Annotated in this window: 17 protein-coding genes; 1 reads left to right on the forward strand and 16 read right to left on the reverse strand. The window is 40.7% G+C overall.

Going from position 1 to position 17288, the window contains the following annotated elements; translation table 11 throughout:
* Positions 1-3: 3 nt before the first annotated feature.
* From IQ276_RS37575 to IQ276_RS37650, 16 genes are all read right to left on the reverse strand, one after another.
* Positions 4-1125, reverse strand: coding sequence for a hypothetical protein (locus IQ276_RS37575; protein ID WP_193916124.1), 1122 nt, complete (start codon positions 1123-1125; stop codon positions 4-6).
* A complete protein-coding gene (locus tag IQ276_RS37580) occupies positions 1109-1525 on the reverse strand; it encodes a hypothetical protein (RefSeq protein WP_228042994.1) in 417 nt (138 codons plus the stop codon). The genes IQ276_RS37575 and IQ276_RS37580 overlap by 17 nt, the downstream gene beginning before the upstream one ends.
* A 662-nt stretch (positions 1526-2187) precedes the next feature.
* Positions 2188-3966 (reverse strand): type IV secretory system conjugative DNA transfer family protein, encoded by a 1779-nt coding sequence (locus IQ276_RS37585; RefSeq protein WP_193918746.1) that lies wholly within the window; start codon positions 3964-3966, stop codon positions 2188-2190.
* Complete coding sequence (locus tag IQ276_RS37590; RefSeq protein WP_235116457.1) at positions 3963-5189, reverse strand: hypothetical protein; 1227 nt, start codon at positions 5187-5189, stop codon at positions 3963-3965. The genes IQ276_RS37585 and IQ276_RS37590 overlap by 4 nt, the downstream gene beginning before the upstream one ends.
* Positions 5186-5989: a hypothetical protein gene (locus tag IQ276_RS37595; protein WP_193918742.1), complete on the reverse strand. Its 804-nt coding sequence runs from the start codon at positions 5987-5989 to the stop codon at positions 5186-5188. Before IQ276_RS37595 ends, IQ276_RS37590 begins: the two co-directional genes overlap by 4 nt.
* A gap of 252 nt (positions 5990-6241) precedes the next feature.
* Positions 6242-7690, reverse strand: coding sequence for a hypothetical protein (locus IQ276_RS37600; protein WP_193918740.1), 1449 nt, complete (start codon positions 7688-7690; stop codon positions 6242-6244).
* Positions 7687-8409 (reverse strand): hypothetical protein, encoded by a 723-nt coding sequence (locus IQ276_RS37605; RefSeq protein ID WP_193918738.1) that lies wholly within the window; start codon positions 8407-8409, stop codon positions 7687-7689. The genes IQ276_RS37600 and IQ276_RS37605 overlap by 4 nt, the downstream gene beginning before the upstream one ends.
* Complete coding sequence (locus IQ276_RS37610; RefSeq protein ID WP_193918736.1) at positions 8409-9467, reverse strand: hypothetical protein; 1059 nt, start codon at positions 9465-9467, stop codon at positions 8409-8411. The genes IQ276_RS37605 and IQ276_RS37610 overlap by 1 nt, the downstream gene beginning before the upstream one ends.
* A 140-nt stretch (positions 9468-9607) precedes the next feature.
* Positions 9608-10357 carry a hypothetical protein gene (locus IQ276_RS37615; protein ID WP_228043186.1) on the reverse strand — a complete coding sequence of 250 codons (750 nt, stop codon included), beginning with the start codon at positions 10355-10357 and terminating at the stop codon, positions 9608-9610.
* Positions 10323-10841: a hypothetical protein gene (locus IQ276_RS37620; protein WP_193918734.1), complete on the reverse strand. Its 519-nt coding sequence runs from the start codon at positions 10839-10841 to the stop codon at positions 10323-10325. The genes IQ276_RS37615 and IQ276_RS37620 overlap by 35 nt, the downstream gene beginning before the upstream one ends.
* Positions 10838-11962, reverse strand: coding sequence for a putative type IV secretion/conjugal transfer ATPase (locus tag IQ276_RS37625; RefSeq protein WP_228043185.1), 1125 nt, complete (start codon positions 11960-11962; stop codon positions 10838-10840). The genes IQ276_RS37620 and IQ276_RS37625 overlap by 4 nt, the downstream gene beginning before the upstream one ends.
* Before the next feature lie 83 nt (positions 11963-12045).
* Positions 12046-13353 carry an NF041680 family putative transposase gene (locus IQ276_RS37630; RefSeq protein WP_235115471.1) on the reverse strand — a complete coding sequence of 436 codons (1308 nt, stop codon included), beginning with the start codon at positions 13351-13353 and terminating at the stop codon, positions 12046-12048.
* A gap of 206 nt (positions 13354-13559) precedes the next feature.
* Positions 13560-15194, reverse strand: a complete 1635-nt coding sequence (locus IQ276_RS37635; RefSeq protein ID WP_193913543.1) for a helicase HerA domain-containing protein — start codon at positions 15192-15194, stop codon at positions 13560-13562.
* A gap of 260 nt (positions 15195-15454) precedes the next feature.
* A complete protein-coding gene (locus IQ276_RS37640; protein WP_073645607.1) occupies positions 15455-15799 on the reverse strand; it encodes a hypothetical protein in 345 nt (114 codons plus the stop codon).
* A gap of 303 nt (positions 15800-16102) precedes the next feature.
* A complete protein-coding gene (locus tag IQ276_RS37645; protein ID WP_193913545.1) occupies positions 16103-16531 on the reverse strand; it encodes a hypothetical protein in 429 nt (142 codons plus the stop codon).
* Between the two features lie 176 nt (positions 16532-16707).
* On the reverse strand, positions 16708-16998 hold the full coding sequence (locus tag IQ276_RS37650) for a hypothetical protein (protein WP_193913547.1): 291 nt from the start codon (positions 16996-16998) through the stop codon (positions 16708-16710).
* A 127-nt stretch (positions 16999-17125) separates the two neighbouring features.
* Between IQ276_RS37650 and IQ276_RS37655 the strand changes: the two genes are divergently transcribed.
* Positions 17126-17284, forward strand: coding sequence for a hypothetical protein (locus tag IQ276_RS37655; RefSeq protein ID WP_190586874.1), 159 nt, complete (start codon positions 17126-17128; stop codon positions 17282-17284).
* Positions 17285-17288 lie beyond the last annotated feature (4 nt).

The following is a 17288-nucleotide window of genomic DNA, read 5'->3' on the forward strand; positions in this document are numbered from 1 at the left end:
CTGTTAACGAGATAAACCCCTAGATAAAGATTCAGACTCTTGCTCGGCATAACTCAAGTACTCAAGTGATGCTTCGGTGTACTTATCAACGACAGATTGCACTTTGTCAAGAGCTTCTATTTCTTGATCAGAAACAGTGTCAGATAATACCCCATCTTTCAGAACTTCATTGCCATCTTTAGCTTGAACTGTTACACTCTCCCCAAATTGCTTAAAGTCAAAACTCTTACTTTTGAAAGTTATAGAACCATCGGCATTTTTTGTACCTAAATGTTTCAGGAGCGCTTTGACGCTCTTTTCAATCGTTTTACTCTTAACGTCATCAATAGCTCTAGTAAACTGTTGATTTACTCTTCGTTTCAGTTCTTCAAGTTGATTTTTAATTTTCCCGATTTTTGGAATCAGTGCATCTTTAACACGCTCGAAAATATTTTTTGCTGTTTGCTTAACTTTTGATTCCACACCACCAACCCAGTTTTGAAGTTTGGTATTTTGAATTGGTGGTAAAGAGCGTTCGCAAGCTATAGATAAAGTCTGTTGTGTTTTTTCAATCAGCTTTTGCTGTTTCTCCAGCGACTTAAACAATTCACCGACTTGTTGTGTCAGCTTCACGATAGATTCTTGAGTTTGGAGTTGGGATTGCGTCAGGAGCGAATCAACAAGTTTTTGTTGTTCATTTACCTTATTTTGTAAGGCTTCGACTTGCTTTTGTAATGCCTCTACACTATAAATGCGTTCAATTGATGCTGATGCTGGGGTTTGTTTTTGAGATTGAGATATCGAAACAGATAATCCTAATTTATCTGTTTCTATTTTTCCATTCTTGACTCGAAAAACTTCTGTTCTACCAATCTTAATTGATACAGTCCCTTTGGCATTTTGAGGATTCGATATGGCGGTGTTTAACTTTTCTACTAAATCCGCAGACACAAAGGGATTAATTTTCTTAAGACTATCATCTCCAATAGTTCCTTTGTAGATTTTCTCTGTCCCTACAGAAATAGATATTTCTTTTGAAGGATTCAATCCTTTCTCTTTAGCTGTTAAGTGGATTTTTTTTATTAACGCTTCGAGAATTTCTAGGTAATCGTTTGTTATTTGTTTGGCATCAGATGGTTCGATCATTATCAGCACCTCTTGTCAGCATTTGGACTAAGGTAGATGGGTTAATAGTTACGCTGGGCAAAACAGCCCCGCCAAGCTTATTTAAAATTTCTCTGCCTTCAATCTCGATATAAGCAAAATTCCCATCAAATAAGACCGATACAGAAGGAGCATTCCCCTCAAATTCGGGGACATTATATTCTTGTAAAACTCCATCAACTATATAAACATTGGCATTCTCAGATGTCCCGTAATAAATTTCAAATATACGAGGAATGTAACCATCGGGGAAAGGATCATCATTCCAAGCATCAGCAACATTTATAATTTCACAGGGGTATTTGTTGGCTAAGGCAGAGATATCAGATGGAAGTTTGGCTATCTCCCGTAAATCGTATTCAGAAAAAGGGTAAAAGTTCATGCTCATTTTAATATTACGAGTCAGGAATCAGAAGTCACAGAAGAGGAAAAGGGGCAGGGGGCAGGGAGCAGGGGGAAACCCCATAAATAAATTTAGGGGCTTGAAACAAGGACGCATCATTTCTCATGCTATGCATCTCGAAATAAATATTTTTGCTTTTGTGCATAAATAAATTTAGGGGCTTGAAACCCTTTTTGCAGAGGGATTTCAGTATCTTTCTCCCCTGCCCCCTGCCCCCTGCCCCCTGCTCCCCTGCCTCTTCGGTCAGGAGTCAGAAGTCAGAATGGTTAAGGAATGGGTGGTGAATTCTTACAAAATAAAGGGAAGAGGGAACAGGGAACAGGGAACTCTTAACTGATAAGAAACTAAAGTTTCAGAGTTTAAAGCTCAGTCAAAAAAGGATGTTTTTTGAGCGGAGAGTGCGACGAAAAAAACAGTGTCATTATTTCAATCTCATGTTTAAAAACCATGAGTTTTTCCTGTTCCCTGTTCCCCGTTCCCTCTGAAATTTTAATTCCCATAATTCAAGAACAATACAGAATACAGCAATCTTTAGTGTGGGTTATTCCTCAGAATTCAGCACCAGTGAGTCAGAAGTCATAATGTCAGAATTCGTCTGCTGAATGTATTCTGACTCCTGACTCCTGACTCCTGAATTCTGTTTAAATAATTTCAGCAGCATCAGCGGCTTTATTTCTTTTTTCTTGGAGTTGAGCTTTTTTATCTTTCAAAGGTAATAGTCTTAAAGCTTCACTTCGGCGCTTCTCCATCTCTTGTTCAGCAGGTATTTCAAGAGTAGACTTATCGGCAAGTTTATTTTGATATTCATACCAAGTTTTTATGCTCATCCCTTCAGACTTGATATCATGTTTGGGAATGTTAATCTTCTCCAATATAGGCAAACTTATCTGTCCACGAGAACGAAATCCTGGACTAATAATTACCGCTTTCCCCTCTGGTAAAGTATTAAATTGATTCACATCAAATAACTTACGTGTACTGTTTTGGTCAGAGTTAGAAATACTTACCCCTCCTTGACCTCCAGAACTGCGAGACTTCTGCTTATAATTTATTTCTTCTGAACCGAGAAAATTACTAAAGCGTTCGGCAGCAATGTCATCTTGGGGGTTAAAAAATGCCTTGGTAGCACAACCGCCAAATATGGCATTAGTTGTGTTTTCTCCATAAGCTTCTTCAAGCATTGATAAGTTTTGCAACCCCAGAATTGACACAAGCCCATCCTCGCGGTTCTGATTAAGCCAATCAACCAGTGCCGGAAGATATAAAGTAGGTAACTCGTCAAGAGCAAGCACCAGAGGACAAGTCCTTTTGTTTGCTACATTTCGACTAATTAAAAGATGGAGAATAGAGACTAATAATGGGGCGATGACATCACGTTTCTCCTTATTCATCCCAAAAATTACCATCTGTCGCCCTTTCAAATCCAACGGGATATTACTTTGACCACAGAAAGCTGCTAATGCTGCCGGAACCATGAAACGGCTAAATAAGCCGCTGGCAGTTCCCACTATTGAAGCTGCTGTTTCTGGGGAACCTGCTACAGAAACAAATTGCGCGAAAGCTTCTCTAACCATAAAATTCAAGTCTGCTTCTTGCAATCGTTGCACAAGCAAAGGTAATCCCAAGATGGCTTGGCACATCATAATATCTGGGTATTTAGTCCCCTTTGTCAACATGAAAATAGCTTGCACCAGTTGGTCTCCGGCATTGGAAAAAAAGCTGTTACCGGAATTATCCGAACCGAGTTGAAAGTTGCGGTTGAGTGTGATTGCCAACTGCCGCGCCATTTCTGAGTCTTCATTGTTGCGAAGAAAGTCTATGGGGTTGGCTATCGCTGATTCTGGAAAACCTGGAGCTAAGACAGTGACTTGATAACCGCGTTCTAGCGCATACCCAGCCAGTATGGGTGCTTGTCCTTTGGCTGTAGCAGTGGCTGATTCTTGCTCACTGTATTTGAAATCGTACAAAACCAGAGGAAACCCCTGGTCAATGGCAGAGCGAATAACAGGAGTAATCAGAGAAAATGACTTCCCGCTTCCAGGACCACCAGCTACTAAAATGCCACGCTGTGCTTCTGGTAGGTAAAGTGTAGACGTATCTTCTGGGATACAAATAATCCTTTTGTTGTTGACAACTTTTAATGAGGTATGCCTGGGAGTGCCAACAAATAAAGATACTCGGTTATGTTTGCGCTCCCGAATCTGTTTAATCGCTAATTTCCGAGCCGCTGTTTTCTCTGTTGTGCCACCCCATCGGGCAGTTGCCAATTTTGCCTTACCTCCCTTGGCATCAATATATTTGGCTATGACGATTACTACACCACAGGCGAGTAAACCTAAAAAAGCAGGTGAAATCAGCGCTGATTCTTGACCTGGGGGAATCAATTGGTTGGGGTTGACTGAAGAAGTAGTTCGTGTCATCTTCCTGTCCCCACAATCACTAAGTCATTTTCCCTGACAGACATCCAAGGTACTGGGCCAATAAAGTATGGCGTACAGGTCTTTTCCATGAACGGGGGACGCATACATATACGAAAGAACAAGCCAAAATCAGCAGTTCCTGTTGATTCATTGGTTCGAGTCATTGCTACTTTGAATGCATTACCGTATACAAGGCGCCCTGTTGGTTCCTTACCCCCATTCACCCCAGACAAAAACCCATAACCGCCTTTTACCTGTTGAGACGAACCAGATGCCCAACGCTTTCCATACAATGGGCCATTCTCTGAGGCAAAGTCGCCAAGTTCGATGTAAGCACACTCTTTATTCGCTTCGCAAGCTTTCGTTACAGTATAATCCCCCCTGACAACACTACCAGAGATAAAATAGTTATCTCCAACTCTAGAATCTCCCCGTTCCGATTTCCCGAATACTACTGAAGCAATGCCAACTACACTAGTACCAGAGTTAATTGGATTTGGCATCCTCTCAAAGGGAACTTGGTTGAGTCCAGGTATCTGATTAATATAAGTGCGTTGCCATTCCTTAAACTGACGAATTGGAGTTTTTTCTAAACCAGGAATTGATTTAGTGGAGTACTTACTTAAATCAATATCGCTCAGGGGCTGTTTCCCTGCTTGGGGATTTGAACGCAAACATTGAGCGATTGTTCCTGTCCGGCATGAACTTGGTAAAGAACCAGACTGACCCAACACCGTGAGAATTGGTTTTACCTCGCTAACTCGCAGATTTCCTAGTGATGGAATCGCCTTGACTAATGATGCAGTTGTCTGCCACTCCATGAAACCAACGTCTTTTAATGTTGGGTCTTTCTCTTCACCATTGTTTTTAGGAGCAATCTTGACTATATCGTCTAAAGTAAAATCCCCGAACTTGAATGCGTCATCTGCATCACCCAACATCACTACAGAATCTGACTTTTGCCCAGCATTCCATGAACGAGAAGGGTCGTAACCCAACTTTGGTACTAACTGTTCTGGGACTTTGAGAAAACCTGCTTGCTCAAGTGCTGGCAACATTGCCCAAGTTATTTTTGACCAATCAGGCAGCTGTGTTCGACGCTCTCCTTGCTCGTAAGGAATTGTTGGTACTACGTCAATATCAGCAGCGTTCGCTGATGATACTGATGAGCTAAAAATCAAATATGTACTAGCAACAACGGATAAATACTTTTTGTCAATCACGGTGTTTTTCCCCACTCAATTAATTGATTAAAAACTGCTTTAGAAATACCAGAACGAGAAATAGCTTCTTCTCTACTCTTACCCTGGCGCAGCAACCTAATGGCATCTTGGGCTTTCTTCCAAGCCGTCGAACCAGACTTAATCTGTCCATTACGATTCGCTACAGCTAGCCCAGCAACAACAGCATTAGCATCATTTCTTTGTATCGAGCCACTTGGAACACTTCTAGAAGTAGACCTGACAATAACAACATTCTGAGGTTCAGGAACTATTACTTCTTCAGAGGGTGCTGTTTTTTTTATTCCTGTTGATTGCGTTGGTTCTCTGCTTACTAGCAGTGGCTTAGGCTTCTTTTCATCAGGTTTAATCATTAAACTCGTATATGATGGCTCACCTGTAGCAGGTATTAACTTAAATTGATATTGTTTCTGATTAGTAAGTACTATAATTTGAGTGCTTCCATCCTTGCTAGAAGTCAGGGCTGGGAAGTTAATCGGCTTAATTTGACGCAAGAATAATACAGTAGCTTGACCGACTGCACAATCAGGTTCATCACTACCTTTTGGGCATAGATTACCATTCGAGGTAAAAGCAAAGCGAGTCGGATCTCCTATCCAAACCTGTTTTATAATCTCCCCAGTAGACATGAAATTAATGGTCAGTCCGTAACCTTTCCATACTTTCAACTCTAGAGAATTAGAATCTACATCTTGCGAGTAAACACTCCTAACACTTCCCGCTAAAACTTGACTAGAATTTATTAACAATAATGTTGCAGCTAGCGCTAAAACTCTTTTCATAATTAAGGGAATAGGGAACAGTGAATAGGGAACAGTGAACAAGGGATGGAAGTCATTGTTGTAGCTTTTTAATAAGAGCAATAATCATTCGACTCTTCTCTCGAAGTAAAATAATTGGTCATATTTTTTTATAAACAAAGATAAAAATAGTTTTTTCTAGACGCATATTGGAAGAAAAAATACGTTTTTATACAAATCCTTATAATTAAAATTAGATATTTTTCTGTTCCCTGTTGCCCGTTCCCTGTTCCCTTATAACCAAATTGTCTGATTAACAAACATCTGTACTGTCTTTCCAGCATCAATGACAAACACTTTCTCTTGACTATTTAATTGTTGAGAGCGCCTTTGATTAGATGCTTTTATATTTTCGAGAATATTATTAAAAGCTCCTTCACCAAAAGCAGCACTTAAATTTTTATCATCATTGGTTGTAGAAGTACTTGAAAAACCTGATGACGTTGTAGTTATCTGGCTAGATGGTCTATTCTCTATTTCGGCCGCTTTAGCGACACCAGCTATTACAGCCGACATGAAATCACTCCCTAAATCACTACCTCTACGAGATTCTCCCTTTAAAAAGCTTCCATTTTTAGACAAAATCAAAACTGCATTTTCTGGTAGTTTCTTTTCTTGTGTGTCACCATTGGAATTGATTAGAACTGAAACCCCGTGCAATTGGGCAAACCCTGAACCATTGGAATTAGTTAATTGAGCTACTAAATACGACCCTACAGGTAATACCTCGCTACCATCTGAAGCTTTCAAGGAAATAGATATCTTAATTAAGTAATTTTGACCGATATCGTCACCTGTTCCCCAAGCAATCGGAGTTTCTAGTTTCCCGAATGTAGTACTACCAACTAGTACACGTTTTGCGTTATAATCGACTGCTTGGGCTGACGACCCATTCTTAACTTCTGTACTTTCCCCTGTTCCACCTTCTATACCGTTGGTGTTTAACTCTTCATCTTCAGAGTTGACCGAACTGCTGAAACTACCAACGTTTGCAGCCGCAAGCCATTGTTGTATCGGGTCTTGTGTTGTTGTTTTAACAGTACCACTAGATATAGCTGGGGTAACTCGTGCTACTGGCATTGCTGGCGGTTGATAACCCCTTGTTGGTGATGACGGAGAGTTATTAATTCTCGGTGGTATGGGATTTCTAGAAACTGTTACTGGTTGGGTACGTTGTGGAATTGTTCTTGTTGTTGGAGTCGGAGCAACAGCAACAGGTGTAAAACTTGGTGTTGGTGTTGGTGTTGGCGTGGCTTTTGCTTTTTTGTCACGAATCTTTTGAAATTCCACATTTTGACTGGTCAGGGCTAAAGCTGTTTTCGTTTCACCTGTCTCGTTCTTAACTTCTGCTTTATCCACTTCTGAAGAGTTTTTTTCTGGTTCTATTTTTTTACTAGTCGCCATATTCAAGGCATTCATCGAACTACTAATCACCCCACCTATCAGCATGATAAAAACAAGTATTCCCCCACCAATAACACCCATTTTTAAAAGTGGATTCTGCGAGACTGCGCGAGTAGTTATGATTTCTTCTGGTTCGGGAACTGATGACAGGTGGGAGTCCGAGGCTTCTATTTCAATGTTTACCCCATTCATCGCTGCAAAATTATTTCGGCTTTGTATCTCCTCTTCACTGTGTATATCTGATTGTTCTGTTGGTGGAGACTCTTGTATTTGTGTCATTTTAATTCTAAATCTTGAATTTTATATATTTCTAGCCCAGCTTTCCGAACTCGATTAGCTGTTTGTTGAAAATCTGACGAAATCTTAGGTAATGTCGGTGTATCTATCGCTCTCACAAAAACTGTTTTATTAAATCCTATTGGTTCTCCTACCATATTGCTCCCCTGGAAAACAACAACTGACGCTACCATATCTATAGACCATTCACCTTTTCGGATTTTTTTCGGTTCACTGAGTAAACTGATTTTTAAAATTGATTGAGTCGAACCATTAAAAACATCCGGTGGCGTTATATTACCTATTTCTTTCAGAAAGGCAGCGCGAAAGTCTTCAGATAAAGCAAATCCTGTAGCCCATACTTTAGTAGTGATTTTGTTGTCACCTGCTTGGATACCAGAATCTAGTTTTAGCTGTTTTGTGGGGTCTACATTGTAATCACCACTGACTTGAGGTAATGCATTCCAATTAAGCAACCCCATCATTGTTTGCCCGACAAAATACGTGATGGCTTGAGGCGAACGCGAATCACTACTTATGGAAGATACTCTAACAGATTCCCCATCATTTAATTCTACTAGTGTCGGTGCTTTAGAATTAGCAATCGGGAGCATCCGAGTAAAATTTATTAACTCTATTAACAACATCATCGTCAATAAAACGGCATTACCTATTAGAAATATTGGGGTAAAATTTAACTCTTTCCTTTCAAGTAATCGCATTATCTTCTCAAACCTACAGAGAATCTTACACCACTAGTAAAAGCAGTAAATACCGCCATCCCACCCCCAGCACCTATCGCTAGAGCGAGTAATGGCGAAAAAATCGCTTGTATTAGCTGCGTTAATAAGGGATTAGTCGAAGGTGCATTGACAATTGCACTTGCAGCTAGTCCGACGATAATTGAATATGAAATTAGTACTAATGTTAATGCTAGCCAACCAGATAACCAAGCATAGATAGGTTTTGCTCCTACTGGTAGTAGAGAAAGTACAAGAAATATTGGAGCTACGTAAGCTGTCAGCAAGAAAGATAATTGCACTATGTATTGAAATCCTGCGGACAATCCACTGAAGATTATGAATGACAGTCCTTGAACTACATTATTGATTAATTCTCCACCAATATCCAAAGGATTCCAACTACCAGTTCCAGCACCTAAACCTTTTTTCTGCCTGATTTTTTGAGATTCGGCTTTGACATTCTGGATTGTCTGGTCAATACAATCTTGACGCGGAGTAGTCGTTTTCTTGTTCTCGTCTATTTGGAATTTTTCTAAGGTTTCACATTTGGCCAGGGCAGTTTGTGCAGCAAGTACAAAACCTTGGTCTATATTCGTAATCCGAATTGCATCTTTTAGGGTGACTCCATTTCTAGTTATTGAAAGTATACTTCGATTTAAATTAACTGTGACATTTCTCATAGCTAATGTTGAACCAGCCAGCATCATTCCATTATTAGAAAGCATCAGAATTACCAAAATCGGGAATACCATCTCATTTACAACACCGGATGAAAAACCCTCTTCACTAAATTCTGCATACCAACCCAAAGACCAAAAGCTTATTAACACTACAGCAACTAACATTGAAATTGATACGATTGCCAGATAAATAGGACTTTGCCCCGCTGCAAAATCTTGCCAGTCTTTCTCAAAGGATTTCACCATCAAATCTGAGCCATTCATCGCAGCTTCAACGATTTCCCCGGAGATTGTTACTCCGCTATTTTCTCCAGGTTCTTGACCATTAGCTTGTGCCAAAATCAAAGATAGAATCATAACAAGATAAGGGGAAAGGGAAAAGGGAAAAGGGAAAAGGGGAAAGGAATGGAAAGGAGCATGGAATTGAGTCGGACGTATAAATCCCCGTTACAAAACTGTACTTCCGACTTCCGACTTCCGACTTCCGACTTCATTTTTTATTGGTTCTCCCAAAAGGCATCTAAAGCAGCCGCAGAACGTAATATTCCTTTGGCTGTAGCAGTCGATTCTGCCTCAAGTCTCTTTGTTTCCTCATCCATGCGACCAGACATATCAGCCAGATTTATATTTGCCGCAGCTAAAGCGCGAGACTGTTTTTGAGCCTCAACATGTAGGGATTTTGTAATTATCGTTCCTTGTAAATTTTGAACCGCAATTTTTTTGAGGATATCTTGGGTGACAATATCTGATTGAACAGCTTGAGCATTATCTGAGGATGTCGTTACAGCCTCGTTAGATATTTCGGCTTCTTGGGCTTGAACTTTTTGACCGTCTATCCCTAACGTTGATTGAGATTGAGCTAACGTGTATTGCTGATGCCAGGAGCGCTCGGCATTTTGTCCATTTGTCTGTGAAGGTGTTGTGACTAAATCCTGTTGATTTTGTTTGGCAATAGCAATACGTATTCTTTCACCAGAACTTAATGGGTCTGGAGTCCCCAAATCACCTTGGGATGAATCGATTGCAATTTGTAATTCTTTGCTTAATGATTCCCAATCTAAAGTAAAGCTTTTACTGTATTTATTGAAAGATTTTTGCAGATTTGTAAATACTTGCTCGAACTGAGTAAGGAATGATTTCGGTTGTTCTTGCTCTTTTGCTTGTGTTTGGGCGTTAGCTGGCAAGCTAGCTAATGCCATACACAAAGCTAGACTAGTTACTAATATCGATTGGTTGAAAATTTTCATAAAGGTTTTCTAGGGGTACTACAAAAGGTTCAGATGAACAATAAGAAGATACTAAAGCCTGTTTTTTCGAGATGTTTATAGACACACCTCTTACTATTATTGGTTGTGGTGGATGTTCAGAAGTTATCGAGAGACTTTGAAAAAATGTACTTTCATAATTAGATGTATTTGGCGGGATTATATATCCTGCTTTGGTGCTAATGACCAGATAAGCTTTCCCTTTTTCAAACTCAGAGTTAATTCCTGGTTGTTCTAATCCGGGGTTGGCTATTTGGTTATACCTTAGATTTCTCAGGCTACGACTTTGTTTGACATTTGTATCGGCTATATCTAAATCAAACTCACACTCTTTCTCTTTTGCTGCAATGAACTTATTATATTTTTGTTGGTTATATTGCCAGATTTGAAAACTCCCTATTGATACAACTCCTGCTAATATTGCTAACAAGATTTTGTTTGGAATTAATCGGTACAAACTATTCATAATGGCTGACCTTGCCTAATGCATTCGACATAATACTTAGAAAATTCTGCCACCCATTCAAACTTGTTATTGTAATCACGTTTAAATTTATCTCGTGTGGCTTGCTCCTCTCTACTATTTGCGACTAAAGCAAGCAGAGGATAAGACGGGTAATAGCGACAACGAACATATTTGTTGTTGTAATCCAACAGCCACAATGTGTATAGCTGTTGAATATTTGGCGTGAAGGTTTCGTTTTGAGAGATGATTTCTCTTGGGATGCCGAGTAATTCCGAAAAGCTATTGGCTGCACCTGGAACGATTCGCCCGATTAATCGACAAGGCATATTTTGTAATATCTGTTCTCCGGCTGATGATTTGGCGATAGAGATTACGTCTTGAGCAGCCAGGATAATCCGACATCCTGATTTGCGAGCTGTCGCGCACTTGCGACCCACTAGCCTCGATAAGGCATCAAATCGCAGCAATACACTCGCCTCATCCATGAAGAACACGCTGTTAGGGGACGATAATGACTGTCGTGATGCTGCAATATATGCACTCATCCCGAACACTTCGGCGTCTTTACCTGATTGCAGGTTAGTTAATGCAAAAGTAATTAATTTGGAATCTGTTTCAAAAGTTGACGGTTTACAAATGGCATCACCTATTGAACTTGCCTCCCAGTACTGTAGTCGCAAGCGTATATAATTGAGCGCCTTATCAACATTTTCATCTTCATACCCCAAATCAATGTAATCAAGAGAGAAAAACTGCTCCATATCAACTAAAGTTGGAGTATTAGCCCATTCAATAGTTCCTAATCCAGCTTGAAATGCTAATTCAAATCGTTGTTGAATATCGGGATTATCGTAAAATGCTTTTGTCCCCAAGGGAATCAATGACTCTATTGTTTGAGCTAAGAAACCATCAAACTGCTGTGAACCCAAAACTAACTGCAAGATGATCAAATTTACATCATTACGATGTGCTTTGACTCTATCTTCTCTTTGTTGAGAAGGAATTTTTGATAAGTCCAACGGTTGTACGATATTGTTTGATTGTTTGGAAATATCAAAGTAGAAACCATTATGATACGGTGTAAAATCTCCAAATGTTCCTGAACCATCATCGTTAGGCACTGGAGTTTAGACTAAGCAACAAGAAACGACCCAGCAACGCTGAGTTGAAAAGAAACAGGCTTCAGAGATGAAAATCTAGGGTACTAAGCAGATTCTGGATGCTTTTTGCGAGGCTTAGTTGTAGTTTTTTTGACTATCGGATAGCGAATTCTACGTTGTCGTGGTTTTCCTGGTTTCCAGCCTGGAGACTTTCCGCGAGGTTTAGGCGAACGGGCAGGAGTACCAATCACCGCAAAAATACTCCCCATCGCTTGAGCAACTCTCCCAGGAGTCAAATTGTCTAATGATTTTTGCCAAGGTAAAGGGTTATCAGCAACGATATCACGAGCCAACCACAATTCCCAAGTCATCAGAGGCATGAGGTCACTCCAATGCTCAGATTGCTTGGGACTACTCAACTTAGGCAATGTCCAGTGCAAGCGTTGCTTCAAAAAACGATACCAGTGGTCAACAGTAAAACGTCGGAGGTAGAGTTGCCAAACTTGAGATAGTGGAAGCATTTCCTCTCCTACCCAAGCCAACCACAAAGGTTTTGATATACGTAGGTTGCCTTCTGCATCTAGACGCTCAACTCGAATCAGCGACATTGGGCGTGTCGCCGTTTGACGAAAGTGTAAATTTTTCCACAAGCTCACCTTCACCCGTCCCAGTTTAGGATGGTTGACTTCTATACTCTCATTGGCTTCACTCCATGTAGAAGGATCATTGAGTTTAAATTTATCACCATGTTTCCTGGGTCGCCCTTTACCAGAATATGGTGGTGGTGCGCCCCATAAACAAAGATTTGAACGCAAACGTACCAGAATGTCCGCTTTGATATTAGTCGTCTTCAACACAAAAGGGGCGCAGCCATACTCACTATCCCAAACTGTAATTGGTCTAGTTGGTAAATGTTCACACACTTGCTGTAATTGCCACGTTGCCTTTTGTATCGGATTTTCCCAACTGGTAATTCGCTCATGCCTCAACGGTAACGCCCAACTGCCAGAATCCTCTGGTATCCAAGCAATGGTACTATATCCCTGACCAACGGTAATTGGTTTGTTTCCGGTTATGGTAACACTGGTGTGTTCAATTGTCCTCTCAATAAGAGTTACCGCATCCGGGCGCGACCAGGCAGTGTGGTCGCCTGCCAACAACGGACGACCCTGTTGTGGCATCTGTTTGATGTATAACTGCATCAATTTTTGTCGCTGTGGTCTGCTATCTTGTAACGCTTCATAAATACTTGGCCACTTTCTTCTAAATACTGGCGATAGCGATAAATCTGCCAAACTGTAGGCATTCCGCGTCAGTAATATTGCATCCATCAGTTCAAAAGTTGCATCATGCGCTCTACCTAAATAGCTGTACGCTGCTTGACGAAATTCTTTTAGTAAGGCACTTTTCATATTGGCAGATGAGAATTAGTGGTTCAAATCTCATCTTCCACTGAAGGGCGTCTGTGTTAACCACAGACTGCCCTTCCCAAAATTTTATACCAACAACACATCTTTTATCGAGTTAACGATCGCTCTTCTTGATAGTCTCAACTCCAGAAGTTAAAATGTATACCAAAAAAACACGCACACTTTTTTAGCGATCGCCTGCTTTTAGTCTAAACTCCAGTAGGCAAGTCAATCATCAAAATGCTCATGTCTTGAGCAAGGCACTCGGCAATAATCGAAGAAACTAGTACAGACTTCCCGCTTCCAGTTGTTCCTATAACCATCATGTTTTTGGTTTTGCTCAAGTCGATAAAAACTGGGGAGTGTCCTTCATCAGCAATTAATTCAAATCCCTCTTTGTCTGATGAGGCATTCTGCACAGCAGCAGTTAACCCGATTACTTCACTTGCGAAAAATGTTACCCGTCGGTTGTAAGGGCTTGTTAGTTGCGGTTTTTGCCTCAAAAGTAATGTTTCTAGCCAAATCAACCAAGCGTATTGAGTTTCACGGGTTAATTCTGCTGGTTGGTTGACATACCCCGAAATCAGTCTGCAAGCGTCGTCAATTTCTTCGGGGGTGTTGCGGTAGACCAAAATAATCAGTGCCACGTTCACAGGTACATCACCTGTGTACAACTGCTTTTGAGCGTTCACTGACCATTCTGTGTTAATCTGTGATGCTACATCAATGGTTTTTTTGCTTGCACTAATTTCCGCATGAAGCGATCGCCTAGTAATCATCTGCTGAGCTAATCTAGTCAATTTCTGGTCGGCGGGGCTAATTTCTGTTATTATCTCGATATCGTGGATGATGTCACGAGCAAAAATATTCCACAGGAATCTAATTTGTGCTGTTGTTGAAGCAAATGCTTCTGGCTTTTGGGTAAGTGTCATCACCCCTACATACTTTTTACCGTTCTTTTGATTTGGCAGACATACCCACTGCCTTGCCGCATAGGGTATACCATTATTCAAAAGTACTGATGCGGCATGAGAAAAGTCGATATGTTGTGATTGTGTTGCTTGGGCTTCGTTAAACTCCTCTCTCAATCCAGATTCATCAAATACTAAGGTGTGAGGGACCTTTACCAATTTCGCTCCCAGATGAAAAGATAACTCAATCCATAGTTGTTTTTCCGATTTGGGAGACGGGAATAAACCCATCTCGGACAATATCTGTTGATGTCTGAGTGAAACGTTTATAGCTTTGTCTAGAATTTGCTGGAAGCTTTTTAAAGTTAACTCTGTTGCACCTGTGGGGGTAAATCGACGCTGTAAGAAATTCGACAGTTTTACTATGGCTAATTCTATTGAATCGCCTGCTTCTATTCCCCCTGGTTTAATAGTGTAAGTCGTATAAATATTCAGGGTGATATTTTTGCGTTGTTTAAGCCTTGTCAGTTCTTGAATCCTCGCTAGTTGACCCCAGTCAAGGAACTCGCTTTCATCATTGACAGGATTCTTTAAACGATGACGAAAACGTTCTACTGCTTGTTCTTCATCACACAATGAACTCCAGCGAAATGTAAATTTTTCTCCAGGAGGTATTTCTTTGCACCCATTCTCAAATGCATGGGCGATTGCTTCTACTTGTTCTGAGGAATTAAATAATGGGTGAAAGCCTGTGCAGCTATACCCAAAAACCAATTGCAAAGTATTGTTGCTATCGCCTAAAAGTTTTTTACTTAGCAAATAAGCACCAATGCTTAAGCCGGCTTTCTTCAATCTCACTAGAGTAGTGAGGTCTAACAAGTCTTCAAAAGGGCTGATTTTTTTGGTCTGAGGATTACCTCTTTTTATTGCCATAAACAGGAGTCAGGATGCAGTTCAATATTGTTCAGAAGTCGGAAATCGGAAGTCGAAAGTCGGAAGTAATATCCCCTAACTTTAGTTATGGGATTGTTCGAGTAAGGCTTTTTGTCTCGAAGAGTGCGTTCAATGGCAAAATTATTTATTGGCTTTCTCGCGTTTTAATTCGGGGGCATCAGACCATTTTTTACTTCCAAAAATACCGACTTCCGACTTCCGAATTCCGACCTCCGACTGAAATTTGGTGAATACTCTCCTCATTTCAAGATGGAGTTTAGCCAGCTAACTTTTTTCGAGCCGGCTTTTCTCTTCTCTTCAGGGGAAGAATATCTCACATAGCCACGCGTCCACATCGGAACGCCTGGAAAAACTCTCGACCAAAATAGATACGGTCTTTTACCAGATAAAGTAAGCGTGGTTGCACTTAACCAAAGTCCAATTAGTATGCTCCATATCATTCCTAAACCGAAAAGGAAAGCTAAGAAAAAACCTACTCCAAATGACACAAGAGAAACCGCAAATTGGAATCCTGTAAATATTCCTATTGATGCACTCTTGCCTAAAGATTGATTAACTTGTTTAATTGATTCTGAAAATTTCATCAAGATTACTTGGGGCAGAACTTGCACTTAACCGAGTACCGTGGGTTTAAGTCCCCCGGTTCAATAACCGGTAAGTTTTGGGTCGGGGTTTAAATCCCCGTCACAAAACTTACTTGCGACTTGCGACTTGCGACTTGCGACTTGTTTTAACAATTTCTGGGGGTTTAAGTTTCATCGCAACTAACAATTCCAACCTCCGACCTCCGACTTCCGACCTCCGACCTCCGACTTCCGACTTCCGACTTCCAACCTCCGACCTCCGACCTCCGACTTCCGACTTCCGACCTCCGACCTCCGACTTCTTTAACAAGCTGCTGTCACACCAGCAAACAGAATGTTTTGGGCAATGAACAACACAAGCGTTATGAAAAATATACCAATTGGTTGCTGTACCATTTGCGTCACTTCTTGTCCATCTCCTAATGCGTTCGCAACTTTTACACCAGACGAAACAAAGTAAACGAATAACATCACCGTTATGGCAGCGTTGATTACTCCCGGTAATGCGTTAATAGCAGCATTCCCCTGGGCTGACGCCCCCCCAAACATACATGTCAATGCTATTTGGGCTGGGTCGAACAAACCAAATGCTAGAGAGGGCATTGTTTGACTAACAACAATTAAAGTTGTACCAACCGCATAAATCTGATGCTGATATTTACGCCCCCATAAGCCTAAAGTTTTCGCCCAATTTTTGGCAAGTGTTTTTCGTACATTCGGATTAGATGCCAAGACAATTGCTCCTTAATTCATGTTTATTCGACAATTAAAAAAATCAACTTTTCCACGAAGTCGAAAATAACAAAAAACCTACTTCCGACCTCCGACTTCCTACTTCCTACTTCCTACTTGCGACTTCCGACTTGCGACTTGCGACTTCCGACTTCCGACTTGCGACTTCCTACTTCCTACTTCTTTAATTCTCTTTGTTGAAATTCACTCTCTATATCAGCTAAAGTATGTTCCCTAGCTAGGGAGCGAATTTCTTGAAGTACTTTTATATGACACTCGTATAGCTTTGCATACCCATTTAGCCCACCCGTTTTTTGATTAGTGAACTTCTTGAACTCTGGTAAATACTTCCGAGCTATATTCAAATATGCTTGTAGTTGTCTTGCGGAAACCTTGGGACTCAGCATTGCCGCAACTTCTGGCCTTGTTAGTTCTTCATCTTCACAGTCAACCCCCCCTATCTCCATGACTCTGAGAACTTCTTAGAACTTCTAACTACACATAAATTACCCGCTTTTTTCGTGGCACACAAGGGGCATTTGCCACTAATTCAAATTCTTTATCGGTAGCAAGCAACTATTTTCTTTCCCTGACTTGACCATTTCTCGTCTAGAAGACGGCAAGCTACAAGAACAACATTCTGGGGATTTCGATGTTTTTTTCCATCCCTACACCAGCACCGAACGGTGTAATCACTTTCGTATCCCAGAACTAATGCAAGTTGCTGATAGCTCAGTCCCCACTTTTTCTTAAACTC

The sequence above is a fragment of the Desmonostoc muscorum LEGE 12446 genome, assembly GCF_015207005.2.
GTDB classification, from domain to species: Bacteria; Cyanobacteriota; Cyanobacteriia; order Cyanobacteriales; family Nostocaceae; genus Nostoc; species Nostoc muscorum.